Here is a 15,243-nt window from a genome sequence, read left to right as displayed (position 1 = left end):
GTGGTCATCCTGTACAGAAAGCCCGACGGCACGGGCGTACGGCTGGACACATTGCCCAGTGAACGGGCGAACTATTGCGCACCTTGCAGGGCTGCACCACCCTGCCCCTATGACGCAGACCACACACCACGCTCCCGACACCGCCCGGCAGGCCGACCCCTTCCCGGTCAAGGGGATGGACGCGGTCGTCTTCGCCGTGGGCAACGCCAAGCAGGCGGCGCACTACTACTCCACCGCCTTCGGCATGAAGCTGGTCGCCTACTCCGGACCGGAGAACGGCAGCCGCGAGACCGCCGCCTACGTCCTGGAGAGCGGCTCGGCCCGCTTCGTGTTCACCTCGGTGATCAAGCAGTCCACCGAGTGGGGCGCCTTCCTCGCCGACCATGTGGCCGCGCACGGCGACGGCGTCGTCGACCTCGCCATCGAGGTCCCGGACGCGCGCGCCGCGTACGCCTACGCCGTCGAGCACGGCGCCCGCCCGGTCGCCGAGCCGTACGAGCTGAAGGACGAGCACGGCACCGTCGTCCTGGCCGCGATCGCCACGTACGGCAAGACCCGCCACACCCTGGTCGAGCGCACCGGCTACGACGGTCCCTACCTGCCCGGGTACGTCGCCGCCGACCCGATCGTCGAGCCGCCGGCCCAGCGCTTCTTCCAGGCCGTCGACCACTGCGTCGGCAACGTCGAGCTCGGCCGGATGAACGAGTGGGTGGAGTTCTACAACAAGGTCATGGGCTTCACGAACATGAAGGAGTTCGTGGGCGACGACATCGCCACCGAGTACAGCGCGCTGATGTCGAAGGTGGTCGCCGACGGCACGCTCAAGGTCAAGTTCCCGATCAACGAGCCCGCCGTCGCCAGGAAGAAGTCCCAGATCGACGAGTACCTGGAGTTCTACGGCGGCGCGGGCGTGCAGCACATCGCGCTGAACACCAACGACATCGTGCAGACGGTCCGCCGGATGCGCGCGTCCGGCGTGCAGTTCCTGGACACCCCCGACTCGTACTACGACACCCTCGGCGAGTGGGCCGGGGAGACGCGGGTGCCGGTGGAGACGCTGCGCGAGCTGAAGATCCTCGTCGACCGCGACGAGGACGGCTACCTGCTGCAGATCTTCACCAAGCCGGTCCAGGACCGCCCGACGGTCTTCTTCGAACTCATCGAGCGCCACGGCTCCATGGGCTTCGGCAAGGGCAACTTCAAGGCCCTCTTCGAGGCCATCGAGCGCGAGCAGGCCAAGCGCGGCAACCTGTAGGCACCCCGCGAGCGCGGGCGAACGCCGGGCCGCGTGACCCGCCCCCGCTCCGCGCCGACGCGCGCCTCAGGACAGCTCGGGCCCCGCCTGGAGGGAAGGCTCACCCAGGCGGGCCAGCGCCGCTCTTGCCTGCGGCACCCGCACCGGCGAGAACCACGGGTTGATCCGAAGGGCCTCTCCCAGGTGCCGCCGGGCCGCCCCGTACCGCTCCAGCGACCGCTCGATCATCCCCCGGTGGAACGCGTACAGCGCGCTCCGCACCCCGCCCCCCTCCGTCCCCTCGGTCGCCCGCACGGCGAAGGGCAGAGCCTCCTCGTGCTCACCCGCCCGGTGCAGCGCCCACCCCAGCGCGTCCGCCACCGCGGTGGACGGCTGCCGCTCCCACAGCCCCCGGAGCCGCCGCACGGCACCGGCCGCGTCCCCGTGGTCCGCCTCGAACCGCCCCAGCACCAGCCCTTCGTCGCCCCCGTGCGCCGCGGCCAGCCGGACCCGCTCCCGCACCACCCCGTACTGCGCCTGCGCGGCCCGCTTCAGCCCCAGCGACTCGTACAGCTCCCCCAGTTCCAGCGCGTACTCCGGCCGGGGCTGCCTCGCCAGCGCCGCCCGGTACGCGCTCAGCGCCTCCGTCGTCCGCCCCAGCGCCGCCAGCACCCTGCCCTGTCCGGCCTGCGCCGCCCGCTGGTCGGGATCGGTCCGCACCGCCTTCCGGAAGTACCGCAGCGCGTCCTGGCGGTCGCCGCGCTCCCAGGCGAGCTGCCCGGCCCGCTCCAGGTACGCCGCCCGCTCGGCCGGCTCCCCGGCGGCCGACGCCGCGTCCGCCAGCTCGGCCGCCGCGTCCTCCCGCCAGCCCCGGTCCCGGTACACGGCCGCCGCCCGCGCCATCACGGCGGGACCGGAGCGCAGGTCCGTCAGCTTCTCCAGCAGCCTCCCCGTCTCCTCGTCGTCGCCGAGCCCGGCGGACGCCTCGATCAGCGGCGGATACGTCGTCCACCGCTCCGGCTCCAGCTTCCGCGCCGCCTCGCCCCACTTCCGCGCCCCGGCGAAGTCCCGCCGCGCGTTCGCCAGCGCGGCCAGCCCCCGCAGCGCCGGGGCGTTCCCCTTCGCCCGCGCCTTCAACGAGGTGCGCAGCGCCTTCTCGGCCCGCGGCCAGTACGCCGGGTCCGCCAGCCGCAGCCCCTGCTCCACCCGGGCCGCCCCGAGCACGGCCCAGGCCTCCGCGTCCTCCGGATGCCCGCGCACCCGCCGCTCGCGCTCCTCGACCAGCGCCTCCAGGTCGGGCAGCGCGGCCGGCGCCCCGCGGGTGACCGCCGCCAGCGCCCGCGCCCCCGGATCCGGGGCGGGCGGGGCCCGGTGCCCCCAGAGCAACAGCACCGGCACCCCGCCCAGCACGGCGCACCCGGCGACCGAGGCGAGCAGCGCCCGGCGGCGGACCCGCCGCCGGGGCTCTTGGGGCTTGTCGTCCGTGGCGCACACCGTCATGGCGCACACTGTGCGCCACACCCCACGCCCATGCGATGATCACACTCCGACGTGACGCGGCTGCCGTACACGGGGTTCACACCGATGGCCCCCGGTGTCACGCTGTGATCATGAGCCGTATCGAAGCGCGACGCGATGAAGACACGGTGACGGCCGGCCCCCTCGTCGACCGGCTGCTCGAAGGCCTGCCCCCCGAGGCCGTCCTCACCGACCCCGACGTCACGGCCTCCTACGCCCACGACATGGCGAGCTTCTGCCCGGCCGGCAGCCCCGCGGTGGTGGTCCTGCCGCGCACGGTCGAACAGGTACAGCACGTCATGCGCACCGCCACCGGACTGCGCGTGCCCGTCGTCCCGCAGGGCGCCCGCACCGGCCTGTCCGGCGCCGCCAACGCCACCGACGGCTGCGTCGTGCTCTCCCTGACGAAGATGGACCGCATCCTGGAGATCAGCCCGGTCGACCGGATCGCCGTCGTCGAACCCGGCGTCGTCAACGCCGCGCTCTCCCGCGCGGTCGGCGAGCACGGCCTGTGCTACCCGCCCGACCCCTCCAGCTGGGAGACGTGCACCATCGGCGGCAACATCGGCACCGCGTCGGGCGGACTGTGCTGCGTGAAGTACGGGGTGACGGCCGAGTACGTCCTCGGCCTCGACGTCGTCCTCGCCGACGGCCGCCTGATGTCCACCGGCCGCCGCACCGCCAAGGGCGTCGCCGGATACGACCTGACCCGCCTGTTCGTCGGTTCCGAGGGCTCCCTCGGCATCGTCGTCCGCGCGGTCCTCGCCCTGCGGCCCGAGCCGCCCGAACAGCTGGTGCTGGCCGCCGAGTTCTCCTCCTCCGCCGCCGCCTGCGACGCCGTGTGCCGCATCATGGGGACGGAAGGGCGCGAAGCGCGTCCGCGGAAGGGCGGTGGGCGACGGGCGGGAGGCCACGTCCCCTCCCTCCTCGAACTCATGGACCGCACGACGGTCAAGGCCGTCAACGACCTGACCCGCATGGGCCTCCCGGAGTCCACCGAGGCCCTGCTGCTGGCCGCCTTCGACACCACCGACCCGGCCGCCGACCTCGCCGCCGTCGGCGCGCTGTGCGAGGAGGCCGGCGCCACCCGGGTCGTGCAGGCCGAGGACGCCGCCGAGTCCGGACTGCTGCTCCAGGCACGCCGGACGTCCCTGGTCGCGCTCGAAGCGGTCAAGGGCACGACGATGATCGACGACGTGTGCGTGCCCCGCTCGAAGCTCGGCGAACTCATCGACGGCGTCGAGCGGATCTCCGAGAAGCACCGGCTCACCATCGGCGTCGTCTCCCACGCCGGCGACGGCAACACCCACCCGACGGTCTGCTTCGACGCCACGGACCCCGAGGAGACGCGGCGGGCCCGCGAGTCCTTCGACGAGATCATGGCGCTCGGCCTGGAACTCGGCGGCACCATCACCGGCGAACACGGGGTCGGCGTGCTGAAGAAGGAGTGGCTGGCGCGCGAGATCGGCCCCGTGGGCCTGGAGATGCAGCGGGCCGTCAAGCGGGTCTTCGACCCGCTGGGCATTCTCAACCCGGGCAAGCTCTTCTGAACGAGAAGGCGCCCGAAAGGGGTGGGGTCCGGCCGGACGGGCGGTCAGGTCCCCGCTCTTCTGATAGATGTGGTTCCCCCCGACCCACCCCATCGAGCAGATACGGGACGACGGAATGAGTGCCCCAACCCCGGCCCCCGGTGACGACAGGCCCCGCGAAGGGTACTACCCGGACCCCTCCATTCCCGGATACGTCCGGTACTGGAACGGCACCTCCTGGGTGCCGGGCACGAGCCGTCCGGCGCCCGAGGACGGCGAGTCGCTCGCACCACCGCCCGGCGCGAGCCCGGCGCTGCCCTCCCTCGAGGAGACCGGACCGCACTTCTTCGACGAGGACCCGGTCGGAGAGCCGCTCCCGGACGGGTCCCGGCACGGCAGCCGGTCCGAGCCCGCCTCGGCGTGGGGCGCCGACCGCTCCCACCAGACGGGCTTCGGCGGCGACCAGGACCGCAAGGTGTCCTGGGGCGCCGACCCGAGGACGCCGCACACGGCCGCGCCCACCGCGCCTGCCGCGCCTGCCGCGCCTGCCGCGCCTGCCGCGCCCGCCGCGCCCGCCGCGCCGGAGACCGGGCCCGCGGGCGCGGACGTCCCGGACGGGCAGGCCGCGGCCGGCTCGGGCGACACCTTCGTCTTCCGCGGTCCGGCGCCGAAGCCGCGGCGGGGGGCCGGGGTTCCCGACGGGGAGCCCGCGGACGAGGGCACGATGACGTTCCGCGCCGTCACTCCCCGCACGGGACAGGGCCCCGCGGGGCAGCGGACGGGCTCCGCCGCCCCCGGACGGCCCGGGTTCGGGGCCGGGAAGGCCGCGGCCGACCGTGCCGCCGCCGCTGCCGCCACGACTCCGCCCGGCCCCCGGCAGGCCACCGCCCCCGCCGTGCCCCCGCAGACCGCGGGCACGGCGGGAACAGGCCACGCGGCGGGCGCGGTCCCCCAGCCCGCCGCTGCCGTCGCCGCGCCCCTGACGAGCGGCGCCGGCGGTGGCCAGTCCTCCTGGGCGCAGCAGGTGCACCGGCTGGCCGGCGCCGAGGAGCAGCCCGTTGCGCCCTGGAAGCCGCCGGTCGAGGACGTGTTCCAGGCCGCCGCCCGGCGCCAGGCCGCGGCCCGTCCCGCCGCCCTCGGCAGGCGGCTGGCCGCCCGGCTGCTGGACACCGTCGTCCTCGGCGCCGTCACCGCCGTGGCCGCCGTGCCGCTCGGCATCAAGGCCGTGGACCACATCGACGCGAAGATCGACGCGGCCAAGCTGTCCGGCGAGACCGTCACCGTCTGGCTGCTCGACGGCACCACCTCCGTCCACCTCGGCATCGTCCTCGTCGTCCTCCTCCTCGCCGGCGTCCTCCTGGAGGTGCTGCCGACCGCCAAGTGGGGCCGCACCCTGGGCAAGAAGCTGCTGGGCATCGAGGTGCGGGACATCGAGGGACACGAGGCGCCGTCCTTCGGCGCGGCCCTGCGCCGCTGGCTGGTCTACAGCGTGCCCGGACTGCTCGTCGTCGGGGTCGTCGGCGTTCTGTGGTGCCTGTTCGACAAGCCCTGGCACCAGTGCTGGCACGACAAGGCCGCGCACACGTTCGTCGCCGCCGACTGAGTCCGCGTCACCCGTACCACCGCTAATCCGGACGGCCGCTCGCCGGATGCGGGGCCGGGGGGTTCACGATCGACTCGGGGGCATGACCACCGAACCGCCCCCCGGCTCCGGTCGGCAGCCGCCGGACGACGACCCGTTCAAGAAGCACCCCCCGCCGGGCGGCCCCGAGACCCCGGGGCCGGGCTCCCCGTACGACACCCCCGGCGGCCCGCCCCCGCCCTCCGAGGGCGGCGGCGGCCCCTACGGCGGCGGTGGTGGCGGCCCCTACGGCGGTGGTCCCGACCCCTCCGGCCCCCTCGCCGGCATGCCCCCGCTCGCCGACAGCGGCAGGCGCACGCTCGCCCGCGTCATCGACATGATCCTCGTCGGCATCGTCGTCTGGCTGTTCACCTGGCCGTTCGGGGTCAGCGAGTACAGCGTCGACGGCGACCGCGTCAACGTCGGCAACTCCTTCGGGCAGTCCCTCATCGCCGCGGTCCTCTACATCGCCTACGACACCTTCATGACCGCCCGGAACGGTCAGACCCTGGGCAAGAAGTGGCTGCGCATGCGGGTGGCCGACCTCGCCGACGGCTCCACGCCCTCCGTGCAGACCTCGTTCATCCGCGCCCTCGTGCTGTGGCTGCCGTTCGCGTTCTGCTGCGCCTGCCTGTGGACCGCGATCGCGGGAGGCTGGAGCTTCTTCGACCGGCCCTACAAACAGGGCCTGCACGACAAGACGGCCAAGACCGTGGTGGTCAGCACGAGATGAGGGCGCCGCCCGCTCAGGACGCCGCGCGCTCCCGCACCGGTTCGCGGGACGCGGGAGCGACGGTGGCCCGTACCGGTCCCGGGGCCACGGGCAGCTCCGCCCCGGCGGGCCGCTCCACCGCGACGGGACGCCGGGGCCCGGGGCGCGGCACCGTCATGGCCACCAGCAGTCCGAGGGCGAGCGCCGGGACGGCGACGAGCGCGATGCCCACGGCCGAACTCGCCCCGGACAACAGCAGCATGGCGAACGTCGCCAGGATCACGGTGCACGAACCGTAAGCGAGCTGAGTGACAGTCGGACGGGGCATGGCCATCGTGTCCTCGGGAGTCGGGGGCTGTCCGCCTGGGTTTCCACCGGTTCGGGGCGGTTGCGCCAGACGACTCTAACCGCGAGCGTGCCCGGGGGGAACGGACGGTAAGCGTGACCTGACCGACACGGCCGGTGCACAGGGGGCGCACGGATTCACGGCGTCCACCACGTGGACGGTCGTACGCGCCCGCAGGGTTTCGCACGGATGTGTCCGGTAAGCGAACCCGGCCTCCGCATAGTGCCATTGATCTGTCCAAGTCAAGGTCTGTTTTTTCTGGCGAACCTCTAGTCAAATGTCGTCACTTGACTACACGCGTTGATCACGTGCGTGCGGGACCTTCCACAGACGGAACCTCCTTCGGCCGCGCGCACGCACGCGGGAGGGGATCTCAAGTGACGAGTAGAACCTGGACGTCCAGAGCGGCCGCGATAGGCGTGGCACTCGCGGCGGTCACCGCCACCTGCTCTGCGTTCACCGTGGCCCAGGCCGACTCGGCTGACAAGGCCGATCGCGCCGGCGCCGTGGACCGGCACGACCCGGCGGCGCACAACCACGTCGAGCACGACCTCGAGGGGCCGCTCTCCAAGACGCAGGAGGCCCAGCGCGAGGAAGCCCTCAACCAGGTCATATCCGGTAAGGCGTCGGTCAAGAACCGCGATGGTTCGAAGGTCGTCCAGCTCAAGAGCAAAAAGGGCGACAGCAAGTACGTGGAGCTCGGCCGCGAGAAGACCGACAAGATCTTCACGATCCTGGTCGAGTTCGGCGACAAGATCGACAGCCGCTACGGCGGCGAGCCCGGCCCGCTGCACAACCAGATAGCCAAGCCGGACCGCAAGAAGGACAACTCCACGGCCTGGCAGGAGGACTACGACCAGCAGCACTTCGAGGACCTGTACTTCGGGTCCGGCAAGGGCGTCGACTCGGTCAAGACCTACTACGAGAAGCAGTCCTCCGGCCGCTACTCGGTCGAGGGCGAGGTCTCCGACTGGGTCAAGGTCCCCTACAACGAGGCCCGCTACGGCAACAACGCCTGTGGCGACACCAACTGCCCCAGCGTCTGGAACGTCGTCAGCGACGGCCTGAACGCCTACGTCGCCCAGCAGAAGGCGGCCGGCCGCACCGACGCCCAGATCAAGGCGGACGTGGCCCGGTTCGACGAGTGGGACCGCTACGACTTCGACGGCGACGGCGACTTCAACGAGCCCGACGGCTACATCGACCACTTCCAGATCGTGCACGCCGGTGAGGACGAGTCCGCGGGCGGCGGCGCCCAGGGCACCGACGCGATCTGGGCCCACCGCTGGTACGCCTTCGGCACCGACGCCGGCGCCACCGGCCCCGAGCAGAACAAGCTCGGCGGCGCCCAGATCGGCGACACCGGCATCTGGGTCGGCGACTACACCGTCCAGCCGGAGAACGGCGGACTCGGCGTCTTCGCCCACGAGTACGGCCACGACCTCGGTCTGCCGGACCTCTACGACACCGCGGGCGGCGAGAACTCCACCGGCTTCTGGTCGCTGATGTCCTCCGGTTCCTGGCTCGGCACCGGGAAGAAGGAGATCGGCGACCTGCCCGGCGACATGACCGCCTGGGACAAGCTCCAGCTCGGCTGGCTGAACTACGACACCGCCAAGGCGGGCGTCAACTCCTGGCACAAGCTGGGCGTCGCCGAGTACAACACCAAGAACAAGCAGGCGCTGGTCGTCACGCTGCCGAAGAAGGCCGTGACCACCGAGGTCATCCAGCCGTCCCAGGGCCGGAGCCAGTGGTGGAGCGGCAGCGGTGACGACCTCAGGAACACGCTGTCCCGTTCGGTCGACCTGACCGGCAAGTCGTCCGCCGAGCTCACCTTCGACGGCTGGTACGACATCGAGGCCAACTACGACTACCTCTACACCGAGGTGTCCACCGACGGCGGCGCCAACTGGACCGCCATCGACGGCACGGTCGACGGCCAGCCGGTCCCGCGCGACGGCAGCGACAAGCCCGCCCTGCACGGCACGCTCGACGGCTACAAGAAGTTCGCGTACTCCCTGGACGCCTACGCCGGCCAGAAGATCGACCTGCGCTTCCGCTACCAGACCGACGGCGGAGTGGCCCAGAAGGGCTTCACGGCCGACGCGATCGCGGTGACGGCCGACGGCGCCCCGGTCTTCTCGGACGACGTCGAGACCGCCGACGCCGCCTGGAAGGCCACCGGCTTCTCCCGCATCGGCGCGTCCTTCACCAAGGACTACGCGCAGTACTACATCGCCGAGAACCGCCAGTACGTGTCGTACGACAAGACCCTCGAGGTCGGCCCGTACAACTTCGGCTTCACGGCCCGCCCGGACTGGGTCGAGCACTACGCGTACCAGAACGGCCTGCTGATCTGGAAGTGGGACACCTCCCAGGCGGACAACAACACCAGCCAGCACCCGGGCACCGGTCTGGTCCTCCCGGTGGACTCGCACCCGACCGCGCTGAAGTGGTCCGACGGCACGCTGATGCGCAACCGCATCCAGAGCTACGACGCGCCGTTCAGCAAGTACCGCACCGACGGCATGACGCTGCACAAGGCGGACGTGGCGACGTGGATCCCGTCGTCGAAGGGCGTGTCGGTCTTCAACGACCGCACCAACACCTACTACGACGAGTCGAACCCGACCGCCGGCGTCAAGGTCACTGACACCAACACGAAGATCAAGATCCTCAAGGAGGCCAAGAACGGCTCGACGATCGAGCTCGAGGTCGGCCCCGCAGGTAGGTAAATAGCATCTTCGCAGGTCAACACATGATCGGCGGTGACCCCCTGGCGGGTCACCGCCGATCCGTGTTTAGGTGCCTCCTGTGACTCGCTTATTGACACCGGCTGACACGGGGGTATGACCACATGGCCGCAGGAGGTTTCTGCAAGCTGCCGAACGGCACGGTGGTGGTGGCACTGAACCTGCCCAGCCCCGCCGCCGACGCACCGGCCGGGGTCCGCGTCCTCGTCCACGCCCAGAACCGCGCACGAGCCCTGACCAGGCTCCGCAACCTGGGCCTGCGGGCGATCTACCTCCGGGGCAACGCCGCCCCGCCCACCCCCGACGAGATCACGGCGGTCCTCCACCACCCCGACGGCCTCATATGGCGCACCAACCCCGACACCATCGCCCTGACGGTGGAACTCTGGCACCCCATAAGAGCCCTCCTCAGGCCCCCGGCGGCCTCCGCCTAGCGGGCGCGGCGGCACCCCGCGAGCGCCGGGCCGCGCGACGCCCCCAGGCCCGCCCCGGCGCAGGGCTACTGCACGACGGGCTTCCCCGACAGCTCCACCCCCGCCGAGCGCAGCTCCTCCAGCGCACGCTCGGTGGTCTCCGCCGCCACCCCCGCGGTGAGATCGAGCAGCACCTGGGTGCGGAACCCCTCCCGCGCCGCGTCCAGCGCGGTCGCCCGCACGCAGTGGTCCGTGGCGATGCCCACCACGTCCACCTCCTCGACCTCCCGCTCCCGCAGCCACTCCGCCAGCGGCGTCCCGTTCTCGTCGGCCCCCTCGAACCCGCTGTAGGCCGCCGAGTACGCCCCCTTGTCGAACACGGCGTCGACCGCGCCCGACGTCACCGCGGGGGCGAAGTTCGGGTGGAACCCGACCCCCTCCGTCCCGGCGACGCAGTGCGCGGGCCAGGACCGTACGTAGTCGGGGTTGTCGGCGAAGTGCCCGCCGGGCGCGATGTGGTGGTCGCGGGTGGCCACCACGTGCCGGTAGCCGCCGGCCGAGGCGGCCTGGCCGATCAGCTCGGTGATGGCGGCGGCCACGTCCGCACCACCGGCCACGGCGAGGCTGCCCCCTTCACAGAAGTCGTTCTGCACGTCAACGACGATCAGTGCGCGGCGCATGGTCGGTGTCCTTCGGCTATGGGGTCGGATGGGGGCGGGCCCGGCAGGGGGAACCTCCGAGCCTAGGGAATGACGGACGACGCGGGCAGGGGCACGGCAGGGCGGGCGGGAGCCCCCGCCCGCGCACCGGGAGCCCTGCCCCGCGTACGAGGGGCACGTTCTCAGCTACCCGACGGCCCGTGCGCGTACTCCGTCGGAAGGACGGGTTCCCCCCGGGAGAGCTGGGTGGCGGACAGCGGCAGGCCCGCGCGGGCCGCCGCGTGCCGGTCGCGGACCACGTCCAGCGGCTCCCGGGCGATCACCGTGCCGCCCTCGACCAGCTTCACCAGGAGCTGCCGGTCGGCCAGCTCGGCCGGCACCTCGCCGGTGCCGATCACCTCGGCCTCGGCGACGCCGTGCTCGTCCAGCCGCCGCGCGGCCCACTTGCGGCCGCCGACGGAGGTCTTGCCGCCGGTGGACTTCTTCGCCACCGGCACCAGCGGCGCCTTCGGGTCGGCGGACTGCGCGCGCGCGACCAGCTTGTACACCATGGAGGCCGTCGGGTGCCCCGAGCCGGTCACCAGCTGGGTGCCCACCCCGTACGCGTCCACGGGCGCCGCCGCCAGCGAGGCGATGGCGTACTCGTCCAGGTCCGAGGTCACGACGATCTTCGTGCCGGTGGCGCCCAGCTCGTCCAGCTGCTGCCGCACCCGGTGCGCCACCAGCAGCAGGTCGCCGGAGTCGATCCGCACGGCGCCCAGGTCCGGCCCGGCGACCTCCACGGCCGTACGGACCGCCTCGGTCACGTCGTAGGTGTCCACCAGCAGCGTGGTGCCGCTGCCGAGGGAGTCCACCTGGGCCCGGAAGGCGTCCCGCTCGCTGTCGTGCAGCAGGGTGAAGGCGTGGGCGGAGGTGCCCACGGTGGGGATGTTGTAGCGGAAGCCGGCCGCCAGGTCGGAGGTGGTGGCGAAGCCGCCGACGTACGCGGCCCGGGCGGCGGCCACCGCCGACAGCTCGTGGGTGCGCCGGGCGCCCATCTCGATCAGCGGGCGGTCCCCGGCGGCGGACGACATCCGGGAGGCCGCGGCGGCGATCGCCGAGTCGTGGTTGAGGATCGACAGGATCACCGTCTCGAGGAGCACGCACTCCGCGAAGCTGCCCTCCACCCGCATGATCGGCGAGCCCGGGAAGTACACCTCGCCCTCGGGGTAGCCCCAGATGTCACCGGAGAAGCGGTAGCCGGCCAGCCAGTCCAGGGTCTCCTCGTCGACGATGTCCTTCTCGCGCAGGAACCGCAGGACGCCCGGGTCGAAACGGAAGTTCTCCACCGCGTCCAGCACCCGCCCGGTGCCGGCCACCACGCCGTAGCGGCGGCCGTCGGGCAGGCGTCGGGTGAAGACCTCGAACACGCTGCGCCGCCCGGCCGTGCCCGCCTTCAGCGCGGCCCGCAGCATCGTCAGCTCGTACTGGTCAGTGAAGAGCGCCGTCGACGGAACATCCACCGGCAGCCCAAGGTCCGCTGTGTTCATGACGGGGATGCTACCCCCATTTCGTCACTTTGACGATTTCAGTCCGTGCACCGGAACAGCGGGCCGGTTTGTGCGACCACCCCCCTGCGGTGGCAGCATGGGCTGTGTGACGTCACCCGCACCCCTGGAGATCGAACGCACCGAATCGGCGGAGGAGGCCTTCGCCGTACCCGAGCCCGACGTCCCGTGGGTCACCATCGTCCACAACGACCCGGTCAACCTCATGAGCTACGTGACGTACGTCTTCCAGACGTACTTCGGCTACAGCAAGGACAAGGCCACCAAGCTCATGCTCGACGTCCACCACAAGGGCCGGGCGGTCGTCTCCAGCGGTACCCGTGAGGAGATGGAACGCGACGTCCAGGCCATGCACGGCTACGGACTGTGGGCCACCCTCCAGCACGACCGGAAGTGACCGAGCCGGACATGACCCGCCCCCGCCCGCAGGACCGGAAGCAGCCGATCGCCGCCATGCCAGGAACCTTCGAACCGCTCCCCGGCGGCGGCGCGGCCGTCGCCCTCGACGACGTCGAGATCTCCATCATCCGGTCGCTGGCCGTGCAGTTGATGGAGCTCATCGGCCCCGGACCCGCCGAGGACGCCTCCGCCGACCCGTTCGCCGGGCTCTTCGACGAGGGGCCGAGCGAGCCCCCTTCCGACCCCGTGCTGCGCCGCCTCTTCCCGGACGCCTACGTGGATCCCGAGGGTGCTGCGCGGGCCGAGGAGGCCGAGGAGCAGCGGGCCCACTCCGCGGAGTTCCGCCGCTACACCGAGAACGACCTGCGGGCCGGCAAGCGCGACAACGCCCTCGCGGTGATCCGCTCCCTGGACGCGCTCACCCCGGCCGGCGAGGCCGGCGCGGTGCTGGAACTGTCGCCGGACGAGTCCCGCCAGTGGCTCGGCGCCCTCAACGACCTGCGCCTGGCGATCGGCTCCCGCCTGGAGATCAGCGACGAGGACGACAGCGACCTCCTCTTCCACCTCCCCGACGAGGACCCGCGCAAGCCGATGGTGATGGCGTACCTGTGGCTCGGCGGACTCCAGGAGACCCTGGTCACCACCCTCATGCCGTGAATCCATGACGAGCATGCCGTGAATCCACCCGGAAAGTCCGGAAAAGTCCGCTGACGCGTTCGCTCAGAGGGCACTCAAATCCGGATAACGATCGCGTCAAAGAGCCCGCCGTCTATGGGCTCTTCAGGTGCCTTTTGTCCACTTCTCCCCGTGAGGCACGCCACACACCGCCCGTGTGATCAGTATTGCGGCCGTGATAAATCTTCACGACCGCCCGGCGAACACCACCCGTACGTTCGCCGGGTGCGCCACCGAGCCGGCGACCGCCGGCCAGGCACGGGCGGACTCCCAGAGCCCGCCCAGCTCCATCAGTCCGGGGGGATCGAGACCCGATCCGAGGCCGACAGCGGCTCGGATCGGCATGGAGAAAGGCGCACCGCACATGACCTCACCGCAGGTCGACACGGAGTCCGCACCCGAAGAGGGTTACGAGCGAGGTCTCAACAGCCGCCAGGTCCAGATGATCGCGATCGGCGGCGCCATCGGCGTCGGACTCTTCCTGGGAGCCGGGGCGAACATCGCCAAGGCCGGTCCCAGTCTGATCGTCATGTACGCCCTCGCCGGCGTCATCATCTTCTTCATCATGCGGGCCCTCGGCGAACTCCTGCTCTACCGGCCCGTCTCGGGTTCGTTCGCCGAGTACTCGCGCGAGTTCCTCGGCCCGTTCTTCGGCTACTTCACCGGCTGGACCTACTGGCTGATGTGGGTGGTCACCGGCATGGCCGAGCTGACCGCCGCCGCCATCTACATCAACTTCTGGTTCCCGGCGATCCCGCAGTGGACGTCGGCCCTGGTCTTCCTGATCATCCTGTTCGGCGCCAACCTGATCTCGGTGAAGCTCTTCGGCGAGATCGAGTTCTGGTTCTCCATGGTCAAGGTCACCGCCATCATCGGCATGATCGTGATCGGCCTCGGCGTGCTCACCCTCGGCTTCAGCCAGGCCGGCGACACCGCCGCCGTCTCCAACCTGTGGGCCTTCGACGGCTTCTTCCCCAAGGGCATCGGCTCGTCCCTGATGACCCTGCAGGGCGTCATGTTCGCCTACCTCGCCGTCGAGCTCGTCGGCGTCACCGCCGGCGAGTCCGAGAACCCCGAGAAGACCCTCCCCAAGGCGATCAACACCCTGCCCTGGCGCATCGCCCTGTTCTACGTCGGCGCGCTCACCGTCATCCTGTGCGTGGTCAAGTGGACCGAGTTCTCCGACGGGGTCAGCCCCTTCGTGAAGGCGTTCGCGGTCATCGGCATCCCGGCCGGCGCCGGCATCGTCAACTTCGTCGTCCTCACCGCCGCCCTGTCGTCCTGCAACTCCGGCATGTACTCCACCGGCCGCATGCTGCGCAACCTCGCCGACAACGGCGAGGCCCCGCGGGTCTTCAAGCGGCTGTCGTCCACCAAGACCCCGGCGCTCGGCATCGCCACCTCCGTGGTCTTCATGGGCATCGGCGTCGTCCTGAACTACACCGTCCCGGAGAAGGCCTTCGGCTACGTCACCTCCATCGCCACCGCCGCCGGCATCTGGACCTGGCTGATGATCCTGATCAGCCACGTCCTCTACCGCCGCCGGGTCGTCGCCGGCCGGCTGCCCGCCTCGTCCTTCCCGGCGCCCGGCGGCTCGGTCTGCTCCTACATCGCCATCGCGTTCCTGCTCTTCGTCACCGGCATGATCGCCATCGACGCGAACGCCAGGATCTGCCTGTACGTGATGGCCGGGTGGGCCCTCGCCCTGGGCGTCGGCTGGTTCTTCCTCAAGCGCCGCAACCCCCAGGTCACCCGGCGCGACGAGGACCGGTTCCAGAGGGTCGGCTGACCCCTCCCCGGGACGCCGAACCGCAGGGGGCACTCGTGGCGCCCCCGC

The 15,243-nt window shown here is 71.5% G+C and carries 14 protein-coding genes; 9 read left to right on the top strand and 5 right to left on the bottom strand.

The features are described 5' to 3' along the window. Positions 1-109 precede the first annotated feature (109 nt). On the top strand, positions 110-1,255 hold the full coding sequence (gene hppD / locus ACZ8ZB_RS13180; protein ID WP_470737905.1) for a 4-hydroxyphenylpyruvate dioxygenase: 1,146 nt from the start codon (positions 110-112) through the stop codon (positions 1,253-1,255). 66 nt (positions 1,256-1,321) lie between these two features. Here hppD and ACZ8ZB_RS13175 read toward each other — a convergent pair whose 3' ends face one another. Further along, positions 1,322-2,734 carry a tetratricopeptide repeat protein gene (locus tag ACZ8ZB_RS13175; RefSeq protein ID WP_470737904.1) on the bottom strand — a complete coding sequence of 471 codons (1,413 nt, stop codon included), beginning with the start codon at positions 2,732-2,734 and terminating at the stop codon, positions 1,322-1,324. A 104-nt stretch (positions 2,735-2,838) separates the two neighbouring features. On the opposite strand from ACZ8ZB_RS13175, the gene ACZ8ZB_RS13170 reads away from it, so the two are divergent. The 3 genes from ACZ8ZB_RS13170 to ACZ8ZB_RS13160 all read left to right on the top strand — a co-directional run bounded on the left by ACZ8ZB_RS13170 (position 2,839) and on the right by ACZ8ZB_RS13160 (position 6,635). Beyond that, the gene (locus ACZ8ZB_RS13170) at positions 2,839-4,302 is read left to right on the top strand and encodes an FAD-binding oxidoreductase (RefSeq protein ID WP_470737903.1); all 1,464 of its coding nucleotides are present in this window, start codon (positions 2,839-2,841) and stop codon (positions 4,300-4,302) included. Positions 4,303-4,417: 115 nt separating this feature from the next. Further along, entirely contained in the window at positions 4,418-5,884 is a 1,467-nt protein-coding gene (locus tag ACZ8ZB_RS13165) for an RDD family protein (protein WP_470737902.1), read from the top strand. Between the two features lie 82 nt (positions 5,885-5,966). Beyond that, positions 5,967-6,635 (top strand): RDD family protein, encoded by a 669-nt coding sequence (locus ACZ8ZB_RS13160; protein ID WP_470737901.1) that lies wholly within the window; start codon positions 5,967-5,969, stop codon positions 6,633-6,635. Positions 6,636-6,648: 13 nt separating this feature from the next. On the opposite strand, the gene ACZ8ZB_RS13155 is transcribed toward ACZ8ZB_RS13160, so the two are convergent. Continuing rightward, positions 6,649-6,948, bottom strand: coding sequence for a hypothetical protein (locus ACZ8ZB_RS13155; RefSeq protein ID WP_470737900.1), 300 nt, complete (start codon positions 6,946-6,948; stop codon positions 6,649-6,651). 389 nt (positions 6,949-7,337) lie between these two features. Between ACZ8ZB_RS13155 and ACZ8ZB_RS13150 the strand changes: the two genes are divergently transcribed. Both ACZ8ZB_RS13150 and ACZ8ZB_RS13145 read left to right on the top strand, forming a co-directional pair. Continuing rightward, complete coding sequence (locus tag ACZ8ZB_RS13150; RefSeq protein ID WP_470737899.1) at positions 7,338-9,695, top strand: immune inhibitor A domain-containing protein; 2,358 nt, start codon at positions 7,338-7,340, stop codon at positions 9,693-9,695. A gap of 122 nt (positions 9,696-9,817) precedes the next feature. Continuing rightward, complete coding sequence (locus tag ACZ8ZB_RS13145; protein ID WP_470737898.1) at positions 9,818-10,147, top strand: hypothetical protein; 330 nt, start codon at positions 9,818-9,820, stop codon at positions 10,145-10,147. Between the two features lie 65 nt (positions 10,148-10,212). Here the strand turns inward: ACZ8ZB_RS13145 and ACZ8ZB_RS13140 are convergent, their stop codons facing one another. Together ACZ8ZB_RS13140 and ACZ8ZB_RS13135 are read right to left on the bottom strand one after the other, a co-directional pair. Beyond that, a complete protein-coding gene (locus ACZ8ZB_RS13140) occupies positions 10,213-10,806 on the bottom strand; it encodes an isochorismatase family protein (protein WP_030825432.1) in 594 nt (197 codons plus the stop codon). Positions 10,807-10,967: 161 nt separating this feature from the next. Beyond that, entirely contained in the window at positions 10,968-12,314 is a 1,347-nt protein-coding gene (locus ACZ8ZB_RS13135; RefSeq protein WP_470737897.1) for a nicotinate phosphoribosyltransferase, read from the bottom strand. A 97-nt stretch (positions 12,315-12,411) separates the two neighbouring features. Between ACZ8ZB_RS13135 and clpS the strand changes: the two genes are divergently transcribed. Both clpS and ACZ8ZB_RS13125 read left to right on the top strand, forming a co-directional pair. Further along, positions 12,412-12,729, top strand: coding sequence for an ATP-dependent Clp protease adapter ClpS (gene clpS, locus ACZ8ZB_RS13130; protein WP_085573997.1), 318 nt, complete (start codon positions 12,412-12,414; stop codon positions 12,727-12,729). A 56-nt stretch (positions 12,730-12,785) separates the two neighbouring features. After that, positions 12,786-13,388, top strand: a complete 603-nt coding sequence (locus ACZ8ZB_RS13125; RefSeq protein WP_470741474.1) for a DUF2017 domain-containing protein — start codon at positions 12,786-12,788, stop codon at positions 13,386-13,388. A gap of 204 nt (positions 13,389-13,592) precedes the next feature. Here the strand turns inward: ACZ8ZB_RS13125 and ACZ8ZB_RS13120 are convergent, their stop codons facing one another. Continuing rightward, a complete protein-coding gene (locus tag ACZ8ZB_RS13120) occupies positions 13,593-13,751 on the bottom strand; it encodes a hypothetical protein (protein ID WP_470737896.1) in 159 nt (52 codons plus the stop codon). Positions 13,752-13,770: 19 nt separating this feature from the next. Between ACZ8ZB_RS13120 and ACZ8ZB_RS13115 the strand changes: the two genes are divergently transcribed. After that, positions 13,771-15,195, top strand: a complete 1,425-nt coding sequence (locus ACZ8ZB_RS13115; protein ID WP_470737895.1) for an amino acid permease — start codon at positions 13,771-13,773, stop codon at positions 15,193-15,195. Positions 15,196-15,243: the final 48 nt, after the last annotated feature.

Source organism: Streptomyces sp. 12E, assembly GCF_055633275.1.
Note: the sequence above shows the minus strand (reverse complement) of the source record. Positions and strands in the feature narration are given on the sequence as shown.

Coding starts and splice junctions, on each gene's coding strand:
- ACZ8ZB_RS13155 (WP_470737900.1), bottom strand. CDS start 6,948: ATGGCCATGCCCCGTCCGACTGTCACTCAGCTCGCTTACGGTTCGTGC.
- ACZ8ZB_RS13145 (WP_470737898.1), top strand. CDS start 9,818: ATGGCCGCAGGAGGTTTCTGCAAGCTGCCGAACGGCACGGTGGTGGTG.
- ACZ8ZB_RS13165 (WP_470737902.1), top strand. CDS start 4,418: ATGAGTGCCCCAACCCCGGCCCCCGGTGACGACAGGCCCCGCGAAGGG.
- hppD (WP_470737905.1), top strand. CDS start 110: ATGACGCAGACCACACACCACGCTCCCGACACCGCCCGGCAGGCCGAC.
- ACZ8ZB_RS13175 (WP_470737904.1), bottom strand. CDS start 2,734: ATGACGGTGTGCGCCACGGACGACAAGCCCCAAGAGCCCCGGCGGCGG.
- ACZ8ZB_RS13135 (WP_470737897.1), bottom strand. CDS start 12,314: ATGAACACAGCGGACCTTGGGCTGCCGGTGGATGTTCCGTCGACGGCG.
- ACZ8ZB_RS13115 (WP_470737895.1), top strand. CDS start 13,771: ATGACCTCACCGCAGGTCGACACGGAGTCCGCACCCGAAGAGGGTTAC.
- ACZ8ZB_RS13120 (WP_470737896.1), bottom strand. CDS start 13,751: ATGCCGATCCGAGCCGCTGTCGGCCTCGGATCGGGTCTCGATCCCCCC.
- ACZ8ZB_RS13125 (WP_470741474.1), top strand. CDS start 12,786: ATGCCAGGAACCTTCGAACCGCTCCCCGGCGGCGGCGCGGCCGTCGCC.
- ACZ8ZB_RS13140 (WP_030825432.1), bottom strand. CDS start 10,806: ATGCGCCGCGCACTGATCGTCGTTGACGTGCAGAACGACTTCTGTGAA.
- ACZ8ZB_RS13160 (WP_470737901.1), top strand. CDS start 5,967: ATGACCACCGAACCGCCCCCCGGCTCCGGTCGGCAGCCGCCGGACGAC.
- clpS (WP_085573997.1), top strand. CDS start 12,412: ATGGGCTGTGTGACGTCACCCGCACCCCTGGAGATCGAACGCACCGAA.